Genomic DNA, 13,206 nt, shown 5'->3' on the forward strand with positions numbered 1-13,206 from the left:
ACATTCATTATTAGGTTGGTAAATAAATAACTTAAAATGATTTAAGTATATAGTTAGCAACAAAGTATGAGGTTTATTTTTATGTTTTCTTGGTGGACAAAAATTTATTTTTCACTAATTCAAATTCCTGTTAAGCTTTTTGTTAAAAGTAAACCAATTCCTACCGATCCCATTACTGAACTGGACCTCGATATCCATCGTCCAATTTTGTATGTGCTTCCTTATAACTCTCAAATTGATTTAATGGTAGTTAGGTCGCTTTGTCTAAAATATCATTTACCAGATCCTTTATTAGGAATTGATATTAATGATAAAACTGTACCTGCTTATATTTATATCGATAAAGGGCCAGGAATTTTTGCTTCAAGTAAACAAAAAAATAAATCTATCGAAATTTTAAGGGAATACATTTCAGCGCATCAACAAAATGATGAACTTGATGTTCAAATGTTGCCTGTATCTGTCATGTTTGGTCGTAAACCAGATAAAGAAGGCAAAAAAATGCCTTCACTGCAAGTGTTAGGTGCTACCTATAAACTTTATAAAATCTTAATTTCTGGTCGTGACTGCTATACTCGATTTTCTCGAACCGTATCTTTTAAAGATATTAAAGTGGATGATAAACAAGATATTTCTGTTTTAGCTCATAAGCTTGCACGTGTAGCACGTATTCACTTTGCTAAACAAAGAGCGGCTTCTGTTGGTCCTAAATTGCCTGTTAGACAGGAAATGCTTAATAAATTATTAACTAACCCAGCTCTTGCTGAGGCAATACAAGAAGAAGCTAAAAGTAAACATATTGGGCTAGATAAAACCAAGAAAAATGCTTTATCACTTCTAAATGAAATCGCGGCTAATTTTTCTTACCGCATGCTAAGAGTGACTGACTTTGTTCTTACTTGGGCTTGGAACAGACTTTATCAAGGTTTAAAAGTAACAAACGCTGATCCAGTTCGAGAGCTTGCTGAAAATGAACACGAAATCGTTTATGCACCATGTCATCGAAGTCATATGGACTATTTGTTATTGTCTTATGTACTTTATCGACAAGGATTAGTTCCACCACATATTGCAGCTGGTATCAATTTAAATTTCTGGCCAGCAGGCCCTATCTTTAGGCGCTTAGGGGCATTTTTTATCCGCCGTTCATTTAAAGGTAACAAACTCTATACCGCCGTATTTAGAGAGTATTTAGCAGAGTTGTTTATCCGGGGTTATGCCGTCGAATATTTCATTGAAGGTGGGCGCTCACGCACAGGAAGACTACTCGACCCTAAAACCGGAATGTTGTTGATGACAATCCAAACTTTATTACGGGGTGATACACGCCCAATCACAATTGTCCCGGTCTATATTGGTTATGAACATGTTTTAGAAGTTGCCACTTATGCTAACGAGCTGCGTGGTGCTAAAAAAGAAAAAGAAAGCTTGTGGAGCACAATTAAAGCCTTCTTAAAATTAAAAAAACTAGGCTTTGGCTACGTTAACTTTGGTAGCCCAATACCTTTAAATCAATTTTTAAATCAGCATATACCTGAATGGCGAGATGCTATTGATCCTACAGGAACACAACGCCCTAATTGGTTAACACCAACAACTAATTTGCTTGCGAAACAAATTATGGAGCACATCAATTCTTCGGCTGCGATTAATGCTATGAATTTATGTTGTTCAATATTATTAGCCGCTGATCAATGCACATTAACAAAAGTAAAATTATTAGAGCATTTAGATTATCTTTTAAAATTATTGAAAAACATTCCTTACTCTGATTTGATTACCATTCCCGATCAAACTGCCGAAGAGATGTTTGAACATGCCAAAGAAATGGGTAAATTTGTCATTACTACTGATGAAGTTGGTGAAATGGTGGGGTTAACTACCGAACAAGCAGTATTGATGACCTATTATCGCAATAATATTCAGCATTTACTGATTATACCGGCTATTGTGGCTAGAATTTTACTTAAACATAATCGCATTTCAATTGATGAAGTACTTATGCAGGTTAAATTGCTCTTCCCTTTAATAAAATCAGAGCTATTTTTATATCATAATGAAGATCAATTAACTGAATACGTTAATAAAATTATTGCAACTTATGCTGATTTGAATCTAATAAGTTATTCACCTGATAAATTAACATTGAATTACTTAAAAATGTCAGGATTACAGTTGTTAGCGTCATCATCAAGAGATACATTACAACGCTATGTCATTGCATTTTCATTGTTGCAAAAAGATCCGACAATTAGTCGTGCAACCTTAGAAAAAGAAGGACGTTTAATTGCAGAACGGCTTTCAATATTACATGGTATAAATGCCCCTGAATTTTTTGATAAAGGTGTTTTTTCAACACTAGTTGCTTCGCTTCGGGAACAAGGTTATTTAGATGATAAAGGTGATGCAAATTTACCGAAAATCGAAACCATGAATAATATACTTAAACCATTAATTACTAACCGTGTAATGCAAACAATTGATGAAATCAATCCTTAAAAATTAAATTATCTTGGGCTTACTTGATTATTTTGGGTAAGCCGAATAAACTTCAATCATTAAATAAAGTATCTTTTTTTATGCTTTATCACTGTTTTCTAAATAATTTTATTCTTTATAATCTTCATTAACTAATTTAATAAATAGCACCATTGTTTTTTTTGACATATGTCAAACTTTTGTGAAAGTATACCTTTATTTCCATTCAATTAAATATTATCATTACAATTAGTAAGGATGTTTATAACATCGAAAAAATTAGATAATAAAATGTAATGTCAGCTTTTTAAGGAGTTCATATGCTATTTAACCGTAGACAGTTCTTTAAGATCTGTGCTGGTGGCATGGCAGGAACAACTGTCGCTACTTTAGGATTAATGCCGAATGTAGCGCTTGCACAAACTCGCCAATATAAATTGTTAAAATCAAAAGAAACGCGAAATAATTGTACTTACTGTTCTGTTGGATGTGGAATGCTCCTTTATAGCCGAGGAGATGGGGCTAAGAATGCCGAATCGTCTATTTTTCATATCGAAGGCGATCCTGACCATCCTGTTAGTCGTGGTTCACTTTGTCCGAAAGGTGCTGGCGTACTCGACTATATTAAAAGCGAACAACGAGTTAAATACCCAGAGTATCGTGCGCCAGGTTCTGACAAATGGCAACGAATCAGCTGGGATGAAGCAATTGACCGCATAGCTCGCTTAATGAAAGCTGACCGTGATAAAAATTTTCAAGAAAAAAATGAACAAGGAACGACGGTTAACCGCTGGACAACTACTGGCTGGCTAGTGACTTCTGCTGCGAGTAATGAAACGGGTTGGTTAGCATTTAAAGTTGCCCGTTCTTTAGGAATGCTAAGCCTTGAAACTCAAGCTAGAGTTTGCCATGGGCCCTCAGTATCTAGTTTAGGTGCGACCTTTGGTCGAGGCGCCATGACCAATAACTGGAACGATATTAAAAATGCTAATGTGGTTATTGTTATGGGCGGTAACGCAGCTGAAGCCCATCCAGTTGGTTTTAAATGGGCAATTGAAGCCAAAATTACTAACGGTGCAGAACTCATAGCGATAGATCCACGCTTTCATCGAACCGCTTCGGTAGCTGATCATTATGTACCTATTCGTGCAGGTTCAGATATCGCTTTTCTACTTGGTATCATTAATTACCTTATCACTAATAACGAAGTCAACTTTGAATATCTTATAACACACTCTAATGCTAGCTTAATTGTGCGTGACGATTTCAACTTTGATAATAATAGTGGATTATTCAGTGGTTACGATGCAGAAAATCGTCAATACGATCAAACCAGTTGGGCATATCAAAAAGATGAAAATGGTTTTGCATTAAGAGATAAAACATTAAGTCATCCGCGCTGTGTTTGGAATTTACTAAAACAACATGTTAGTCGCTATACGCCAGAAATTGTAAATAAAATAACGGGTAGTCCTGTAGATGGCTTTTTACATGTTTGTCGTTCACTCGCCAGTACTAAAACCAATGATCGTGCGGCAACTTTCCTATATGCATTAGGTTGGACTCAACATACTTATGGTACACAAATCATCCGCACTGCAGCAATGATTCAACTGATTCTTGGTAATATTGGTGTCATGGGTGGTGGTATAAATGCTTTGCGTGGTCACTCAAATATTCAAGGATTAACTGATGTAGGTTTACTGTCTAATCGATTACCTGCTTATCTTGATCTACCAAAAGATTCTCAAACATCGCTTGAACAATACTTAGCAGAAAAAACACCAAAACCTCTTGGTCCAAATGAGGTTAATTTTTGGGGTAATTACCCTAAATTCTTTATTAGTTTTATGAAAGCAATGTATGGTGATAAGGCAACTGGGGATAATAATTGGGGATTTGATTGGTTACCAAAATGGGATAAAACCTATGATATTTTACGTTTTAGTAAAATGATGCGTGACGGGCAAGCTAATGGTTTTATTTGCCAAGGGTTTAACCCACTGGCAGCCTTACCTGATAAAAATAGTATTCGTGAGGGATTATCCAAACTCAAATTCTTGGTAAATATCGATCCATTGCCAACTGAAACAGCCGAGTTTTGGAAAAATCATGGTGAATCAAATGATGTCGATCCAAGCAAAATACAAACTGAAGTCTTTAGACTTCCGACCAACTGTTTTGCTGAGGAAAATGGGACAATTGTTAACTCATCACGTTTATTACAATGGCATTGGGCAGCTGCTAGACCACCTTATGAATCACTTTACGATCCAGAGATTATTGCGCGAATCTATTTAAGAATTAAAGAGCTTTATGAAGAAGAAGGTGGCGCTTATCACGAACCAATTAATAATTTAACTTGGAATTATCAAGATCCTGAAGGTCCAGCAGCCGAAGAGTTAGCAAAAGAGTGTAATGGTAGAGCATTGGCTGACATAACGGACACTAATGGCAATATCATCCTTAAAAAAGGCCAACTATTAAGTGGTTTTTCTCAATTAAAAGCCGACGGAACGACCTCATCTGGAATTTGGATATTTTGTGGTTCTTGGACTGAACAAGGTAACCAAATGGCTCGCCGAGATCCTAGTGACCCATCAGGTAAGGGTATTCATGCTGGCTGGGCTTGGGCTTGGCCGATGAATCGACGTGTACTCTATAATCGTGCTTCTACTGATGAAAATGGAAAACCATGGGATCCAAATCGGATGTTAATCAAATGGAACGGAACAAGTTGGGTCGGCAATGACGTACCAGATTTTACTGCCACGTTATCACCTGATTCTGGAGCGGGAGCCTTCATCATGAACAATGATGGATTAGGTGGTCTGTTCTGTTTGAATCGTTTAGTTGATGGACCATTTCCTGAACATTATGAACCATTTGAAACACCAATTTCAAATAACCCAATGCACCCTAAACAAATAAATAGTCCAGTAGCTCGAGCATTTAAAGAAGATTTAGCTCGCTTAGGTAAAGCAGATGAATTTCCTTATGTTGGTACAACATACAGTATTACTGAGCACTTCCACTTTTGGACGCAACATGCAAGATTAGCTTCAATAACACAACCAGAACAATTTATTGAGCTCAGTGAAAATCTTGCGAATAAAAAAGGCATAAAATTGGGCGATACAGTGAAAGTAACTTCATATCGAGGTTATATCAAAGCCAAAGCAGTTGTGACAAAACGTTTACCTACTTTGACAGTTGATGGTAAAGAGATCGAAACCATAGGAATTCCAATTGTTTGGGGATTCACAGGTCAAACTAAAAAAGGCTTTTTGGTTAATGAATTAACACCGCATTTAGGTGATGCTAATTCACAAACCCCAGAATACAAGTCCTTCTTAGTCAACATCGAAAAAGTTACCACAGCGGCATAAGAAGGAGGATAGATTATGTCATTACAAACTCAAGATATTATTCGCCGCTCAGCAACTAATGCCCTAACACCTGCACCTAGGGCAAGAGATTATCAGCAGGAAGTAGCTAAATTAATTGACGTGACCACCTGTATCGGTTGTAAAGCTTGTCAGGTAGCTTGTAGCGAATGGAATGATCTGCGAGCAGAAGTAGGAAATACCGTCGGCGTTTATGATAATCCAGCTGACTTAGAACCAAAAGCATGGACCGTAATGCGTTATTCAGAAGTTGAAATCAATGGCAAATTCGAATGGCTTATACGTAAAGATGGTTGTATGCATTGTGCAGATCCTGGTTGCTTAAAAGCGTGCCCATCTGAAGGAGCAATCATTCAATATGCTAATGGGATTGTCGATTTCCAATCAGAACACTGTATTGGATGTGGTTATTGCGTCGCAGGATGTCCATTTAATATTCCACGTGTTAGCAAAGAAGATAACCACTCTTATAAATGCACATTATGTGTTGATCGAGTTGCTGTTGGTCAAGAACCTGCTTGCGTAAAAACCTGCCCTACTGGAGCAATTCATTTTGGCACCAAACAAGATATGATTCGCCATGCCGAACACCGAATTGTTGATTTAAAAAAACGTGGATTTGAAAACGCAGGACTCTACAATCCAGAAGGTGTCGGCGGTACTCATGTTATGTATGTACTACATCATGCTGATCAACCTGAACTTTACCATGGATTACCTAAAGATCCTCAAATTAGCGAAATCGTTAAATTCTGGAAAGGCGCATGGAAACCACTATCAGCTGCTGCTTTTGTTGCAACTTTTGGCGGATTACTCTTCCACTACATGGGGGTAGGTGCAGTTGAAGTCGATGAAGAAGATATTGAACACGAAAAAGAAGCGGACAAACAAGCAAGAAAACGTTTAGGACTACCTATTGTAGGTCGAAAAAATAGTCCTAATTCAACACAATCGGAGGCTCGTCATGAATAAGAAAGGAATGATATTAAGAACACCACTTATTGTACGCTTCTGTCATTGGTGTATGGTCTGTTTGTTTATATTAACCGCGTTATCAGGTTTATCTTTATTTTTTCCATCAATCAAGTTATTTGGATTATTTCTTGGCACACCACAATTGGTGAGAGCTTTACACCCTATAATTGGTTGTGTGGTATTCATTTTATTAATGTTCATGTTTATCAAATTAGCTCATCACAATATTCCAAATAAAAATGACCTTTTATGGATTAAAAACTTTAAAAACGTGATTATGGGAAAAGAAGAAGGTATCCCAATTGGTAAATATAATGTTGGCCAAAAGTTTTTATTCTGGTGCATTATGAGCTTAATCTTTGTGCTATTCGTTACGGGCTTGATAATGTGGCGCCGATATGTATCTGATTATTTTCCTATTCAAATAGTCCGAATCGCAATATTTTTCCACTCTTTTGCTGCTATTTGTCTTATTTTACTGGCTATTGGTCATGCTTATATGGCAATTTGGGTTAAAGGGTCTATAAAAGGAATGATAACTGGATATGTATCACGAGCGTGGGCATTTAAAAACCACTCCTCATGGTACGAAGAAGAAATGAAAAAAGTCTATCAGCAAGAACTTAAAGATAATCAAAAGAACGATATTGAGCCATCATCTCAAACAGAACAAAAACCTGCTTTATAAGAATAATTAATCTCCGCTGATATAAATCAGCGGAATTCTTAGCCTATTAGATTAATGATGGAAAAAATAACAAAATTGGTAATCAAGAATGAGTATAAAAATCATCCCACGAGAGCAGCTTGAACAACAAAACACCGTAATTAGACAGATTCCCTTACTCTTTTATCCATCACCGAAAACACTTTATATTCATCGCGCCGAGCGTTTAAAAACGCTAGCACGAAACAATTCTTTAAGGGATTATTTAAATTTCTGCGCTAAGATTGTCGAGCAACAGGCTATTTTAATCAAAAAACCTATTGATATCTCTCCATCACTTAATAATGATTTTCCGCCATTAAGTTTGGAAAACTTACCATTAAATGATATTTGGCAAGATTATTTATTAACATTATTAAATTCATTTTCAAATACAACCTATCAAATTCAATCTGTTATTGAACAATTAAAACAAAACGATTCTAATCAACTTCAAGAGAAAGCACTCAACTTACTCAATGGTAAATTTAATTTGGTTGACGGTAATGAATCCATATTTATTTGGTCAGCTTTATCAGTCTATTATTGCCAACTAGCTAGTCAAATTAAAGGCAAAGCCGTCGCTGAAAATACCAATGAAAGCTGGCTATGCCCAGTGTGTAATAGTATGCCAGCTGCGAGTATTATTCAGCTTGGTGCAAATAATGGATTAAGATACCTTCATTGTAGCTTATGTGAAAGCGAATGGTATGTACCACGAGTGAAATGTACTTGTTGTGATAATATGCAAGATATTCAATACTTCTCTTTGGATAAAGAATTAGCTGCAATAAAAACCGAGTGCTGTGATGCTTGCCATAGCTATTTGAAAATCTTAGACCAAGATAAAGATCCTCATATCGAAATCATTGCTGATGATGTTGCCTCATTAATATTGGATATCAAGACTGAAGAAGAAGGATTTGCAAAAAGTGGGTTAAATCCTTTTGTCTTTGCGCAAGAAGAAATTACAAAAGTTAAAAATATTACTTAACATTTTGTAATATTAAGATTAGAATCATATCACTGTACTAGTTTACGAGTTCTTTATGATGAAACGCGCTATAATTTTAATATTGATGTTAGTAATTACGCCATTTTTCTGTTTGGCTAATGCGGTAAAAAATGTTGCGATAACAGCAATTGTTGAACACCCTTCATTAGACCAAATCCGTGATGGAGTAAAAGATGAGTTAACAGCAAATGGATTTAAGTTAAACGATAATTTAAATGTCCAATATCGAAGTGCCCAAGGTAGTAGTGCAACAGCCGCACAAATTGCCAGACAGTTCGTTGCAGCTAAACCAGACGTCATCGTTGCAATTGCAACACCAAGTGCTCAAGCAACAGTTGCCGCAACTAAACAAATACCCGTTGTTTTTGCAGGAATCACTGATCCAATTGCAGCAAAATTAATTAAAAATTGGAATCCCTCTCATAACAATGTCACTGGCGTTTCTGACTATCAAGAAATAGGCCCTCAAATTGAATTTATGAAAAAAGTTGTGCCTAATGTAAAATCTGTTGGTTATATTTATAGTCCTAGCGAAATTAATTCAACTGTAGTGTTAAAAAATCTACAAAATGAACTTAGCCAACAAAATATTTCATTGGTGGCGGTGCCTGCCCAACGTACGGCGGATATTTCAACAGCAGCCAATACATTAAAAGGAAAAGTTGATCTTATCTACACCACAACAGATAACAACGTTGTTTCAGCTTATGAATCATTAGTTAAATTTGCCAATGAAAATAAAATCCCACTGTTAGCATCGTTTCCTGATGCCATTGAGCGAGGAGCTGTTGCTGCTTATGGAATGAGCTATTACGATGTAGGTCGTCAATCAGGTAAGCTGGTGGTAAGAGTTTTAAATGGAGAAGATCCTGGCAATATTAAACCCGAAATCGGACAAACATTACGCCTTGTAGTCAATACTGATGCAGCCAAAAAACAAGGAATCTCTTTACCTCCTGACATTATCGAGTCTGCCTATAAAGTTATTGGTCAAAAATAAAATCATATATCTAAATAAAATCAATTCTTTGTCCATTTTAATGGGCAAAGAATGTTCAAAAACCACGTTCCTCACCTCAAAATTTTTTAAAGTATTATTGATAAGTCTATTCTATTCATAATTCCTTGCAATAAGGTGTATTAAAATATTTACACATATACTTTTTATTAAATCTAGAAAATTATCTGTTTTTGCTTTATAGTAAACGTATAATTAGGTTGGTTGTAAAATAAATATTACAGGAGCACCACATGCGAAATTTAATCATCAAGCTTTTTATGTTACTTAGTTTGTCTGTAGTAACATTTTTTTCATTAGCAGATAATAAATCTGAGCAAAAATATGTCGCGATAACTGCAATTGTAGAACATCCTGCATTAGATAATGTTCGCAAAGGTGTTGAAGATGAATTAAAAGATAATGGCTATATTGTTGGTCAAAATTTAAAATTACAGTTTGCTAGTGCTCAAGGTAGTAGCGCTAATGCAGCCCAAATAGCAAAACAATTTGTTGCTAATAAGCCCAATGTTATCGTCGGTATTGCAACACCTAGCACCCAAGCTTTAGTGGCAACAACCAAAACGATTCCTATTGTATTCACTGCTGTCACTGATCCCGTTGCTGCTAAATTAACACCTAGTTGGGAAGCTTCTAAAACCAATGTAACTGGTGTATCAGATGCATTATCTTTAGAATCACAAATCGATATGATGTTAAAAATTAAACCTGATGCAAAAAATATTGGTTATGTTTATAGCCCAAGTGAAGTAAATTCCACAATTGTGCTTAAAGAATTACAAGTTGCACTTGGAAAACGTGGCATGAAAATTATTGCTGCACCAGCACAACGAACATCTGATATTTCAACCGCCGCAATAAGTTTAAAAGGAAAAGTTGATCTGATCTACACAACAACCGATAATAACGTCGTTTCAGCTTATGAAGCATTAGCAAAGGTTGCCAATGAAAACAAAATTCCTCTTCTTGCATCAGATCCTGATTCAGCTGAACGAGGTGCAATTGCTGCTTTGGGAATGAGTTATTATGACCTTGGTCGCCAAGCAGGTAAAATTGTTATTCGAATTCTTAATGGTGAAAAACCAGGTGATATTCCACCACAAGTTGGTAACATCACACAATTAACTATTAATAAAAAGGCTGCTGAACGCCAAGGTGTCACTCTATCTGAAGAGGTTTTAAAATCAGCAGCAAAAATTGTTGAAAAATAATTTATTAAACCGTTTTAATAACTAAACCGCCTACTTTGGCGGTTACTTTTTTTAGTGGATATTTTCATGTCATTTGAATTTTTATTAGGCTCAGTTGGAATAGGACTTATTTACGCATTAGTTAGCTTAGGCGTGTTTATATCGTTTCGACTACTTGACTTCCCCGATCTAACCGCTGATGCGAGTTTTCCACTTGGCGGGGCAGTATGTGGTTTGTGTATGTATGTCGGTATTGATCCATGGATTGCAACTTTTCTAGGTATGTTTGCAGGTTGTATTGCCGGTGCAATGACTGGACTGTTATATGTTAAACTTAACATATTACAATTACTATCAAGTATTATCGTGATGATAGGCCTTTATTCAATTAATCTAAGAATTTTAGGTTTAGGACCTTATCTCATGGATGAAACACCAAGAATGGCTGGTTCGCCTAATCTATCTTTACTCGATGCAAAAACTATTTTCTCTCCATTTATTAATGAAGATTATAGTAATCAATATTTAGTGCAACCACTTATGGTTTTAGCTTTTGTTGTTGTATTTTGGTTGCTACTTAACCTATTTTTAAATACCCAAATCGGATTGGCTTTAAGAGCGACTGGTACTAACCAACGAATGGCTAAATCCCAAGGAATTCCAACAGGTGGTATCACTATTTTAGGTATGGCAATTTCAAACGGATTAATCGCACTTGGTGGTTCATTATTTGTTCAAACTCAAGGCGGTGCTGACATTACTATTGGGGTGGGGACTATTGTTATCGGCCTTGCGTCAATCATTATAGGTGAAAGTATTTTCCCAACAAAACGCATTTGGGCGGTTATGATTGCTGTTATTTTCGGCGCTATCTTATACCGTTTATTTATTGCCTTTGCACTTAGCAATGAATTTTTACAAGAGATCGGTGTCGGTACAGAGGATTTAAATCTTATCACGGCAATATTGGTTGTTTTAGCTTTAGTCTTACCAAAACAACTGAAAAAATACTCAAAAAGAAGAGGGAAGTAAGCATGATCAATGTTGGGCAATTGCAATTGACGTTTAATCAAGGAACACCAATTGAAAATCATGTATTACGAGGTTTAAATCTCAATATCAGTGAAGGTGAGTTTGTTACTATAATCGGTAGTAATGGCGCAGGAAAGAGTTCTTTACTTAATGTGATTAGTGGTGATTTGATTGCTGATTCGGGACATGTGATTATTAATAATAAAGATGTGACTCGTTGGCCTGCTTGGAAAAGAGCCGGTATGGTTGCACGAGTATTCCAAGATCCTATGGTAGGGACATGTGAAAATCTTACTATTGAAGAAAACTTAGCGATTGCTTATAACCGAGGTAATAGTTTCACTTTACTACCAGCATTAAATCGCAAGCTGAGGGCCTTATTTAAAGAAAAACTAGCAACACTCAATTTAGGCCTTGAGAATCGCTTATCAGATATGATGGGATTATTATCAGGAGGACAAAGACAAGCAGTAAGTCTATTAATGTCGACATTACAACCATCTAAGATTTTATTACTTGATGAACACACTGCTGCACTTGATCCCAAAACAGCACAATTCGTTTTGGATCTCACTAATGAAATTGTTTTAAAAAATAAGTTAACCACAATGATGGTTACCCATTCAATGAAACAAGCTTTAGAATACGGCACTAGAACAGTCATGCTTCATCAAGGGCAAGTGGTGCTTGATGTTTCAGGGGAAAAGCGAGATAAATTAACCGTCAATGATTTATTAGAGATGTTCGAAAAAACTCGCGGTGAAAAAGTAACAGATGATGCCCTACTTTTAGGCTAATAATAAAAATTTAAAGCAATATTTATTTAATGAATATTGCTTTTTTCAATCTATTGTTCATTTATTCAATCTCCATTAACACAAAATCTAACAAGCTTTTATCCCTCACTATTAATGGTTATTGATTTTGTGAGTATTCTCAAAATTCATATTTTATCTACCAAATTAACTTTCGTTTCATTTAAACGTTATTCATCCAATCATGAAGTCATTAAACCCTTCAATTATTAATTTAATAATTTTGTTAATTTAGATGTATTTAGTATTTTAGAAAAGATTAGATTACCTTTTCCCCATATTATCTTGTTACTAAAGATAATATGAAAGAAATTATGATGTTTTTAAGTTATAGGCAAGTAGCATTTAACGTATTAATCATTTAAAAGAAGTGCTTTGTTATATTCTTTTATTTTCTTTTATTTTCTTTGATTATTAAGTTGCTTAAAATATTAGAGAGATATAGGAATTTATTTGCTCAATAGTATTAAAAATACTGCTCCCTAAATGCAAAAAAGCCCAGCATTGCTGCTGGGCTTTCGCTCTAATTTAAAAGTCTGGCGGCACCCTACTCTCACATGGGTAATACCC

Annotated in this window: 9 protein-coding genes; all 9 read left to right on the forward strand. The window is 35.6% G+C overall.

All coding sequences use genetic code 11. From position 1 onward, the window contains the following. The first annotated feature begins 81 nt into the window (after window positions 1–81). The 9 genes from plsB to J3U00_RS10955 all read left to right on the forward strand — a co-directional run bounded on the left by plsB (window position 82) and on the right by J3U00_RS10955 (window position 12,618). Window positions 82–2,499, forward strand: coding sequence for a glycerol-3-phosphate 1-O-acyltransferase PlsB (plsB, locus tag J3U00_RS10915; protein WP_267332406.1), 2,418 nt, complete (start codon window positions 82–84; stop codon window positions 2,497–2,499). A gap of 299 nt (window positions 2,500–2,798) precedes the next feature. Beyond that, window positions 2,799–5,867, forward strand: coding sequence for a formate dehydrogenase-N subunit alpha (gene fdnG / locus J3U00_RS10920; protein WP_267332407.1), 3,069 nt, complete (start codon window positions 2,799–2,801; stop codon window positions 5,865–5,867). Between the two features lie 15 nt (window positions 5,868–5,882). Continuing rightward, a complete protein-coding gene (fdxH, locus tag J3U00_RS10925; protein ID WP_324169900.1) occupies window positions 5,883–6,857 on the forward strand; it encodes a formate dehydrogenase subunit beta in 975 nt (324 codons plus the stop codon). Beyond that, on the forward strand, window positions 6,850–7,548 hold the full coding sequence (locus tag J3U00_RS10930; protein ID WP_065561760.1) for a formate dehydrogenase subunit gamma: 699 nt from the start codon (window positions 6,850–6,852) through the stop codon (window positions 7,546–7,548). Before fdxH ends, J3U00_RS10930 begins: the two co-directional genes overlap by 8 nt. An 88-nt stretch (window positions 7,549–7,636) precedes the next feature. After that, the gene (gene fdhE, locus J3U00_RS10935; RefSeq protein ID WP_267332408.1) at window positions 7,637–8,560 is read left to right on the forward strand and encodes a formate dehydrogenase accessory protein FdhE; all 924 of its coding nucleotides are present in this window, start codon (window positions 7,637–7,639) and stop codon (window positions 8,558–8,560) included. A 55-nt stretch (window positions 8,561–8,615) separates the two neighbouring features. After that, complete coding sequence (locus tag J3U00_RS10940) at window positions 8,616–9,581, forward strand: ABC transporter substrate-binding protein (RefSeq protein ID WP_220225499.1); 966 nt, start codon at window positions 8,616–8,618, stop codon at window positions 9,579–9,581. A gap of 251 nt (window positions 9,582–9,832) precedes the next feature. Next, window positions 9,833–10,810, forward strand: coding sequence for an ABC transporter substrate-binding protein (locus J3U00_RS10945; protein WP_065561757.1), 978 nt, complete (start codon window positions 9,833–9,835; stop codon window positions 10,808–10,810). A 66-nt stretch (window positions 10,811–10,876) separates the two neighbouring features. Continuing rightward, window positions 10,877–11,821 (forward strand): ABC transporter permease, encoded by a 945-nt coding sequence (locus J3U00_RS10950; RefSeq protein WP_065561756.1) that lies wholly within the window; start codon window positions 10,877–10,879, stop codon window positions 11,819–11,821. A 2-nt stretch (window positions 11,822–11,823) separates the two neighbouring features. Further along, on the forward strand, window positions 11,824–12,618 hold the full coding sequence (locus J3U00_RS10955; protein WP_065561755.1) for an ABC transporter ATP-binding protein: 795 nt from the start codon (window positions 11,824–11,826) through the stop codon (window positions 12,616–12,618). Window positions 12,619–13,206 lie beyond the last annotated feature (588 nt).

Origin of the sequence: Gilliamella sp. B3127, from assembly GCF_026536935.1 — a bacterium.
In the GTDB taxonomy this organism is placed as follows: Bacteria; Pseudomonadota; Gammaproteobacteria; order Enterobacterales; family Orbaceae; genus Gilliamella; species Gilliamella apicola_E.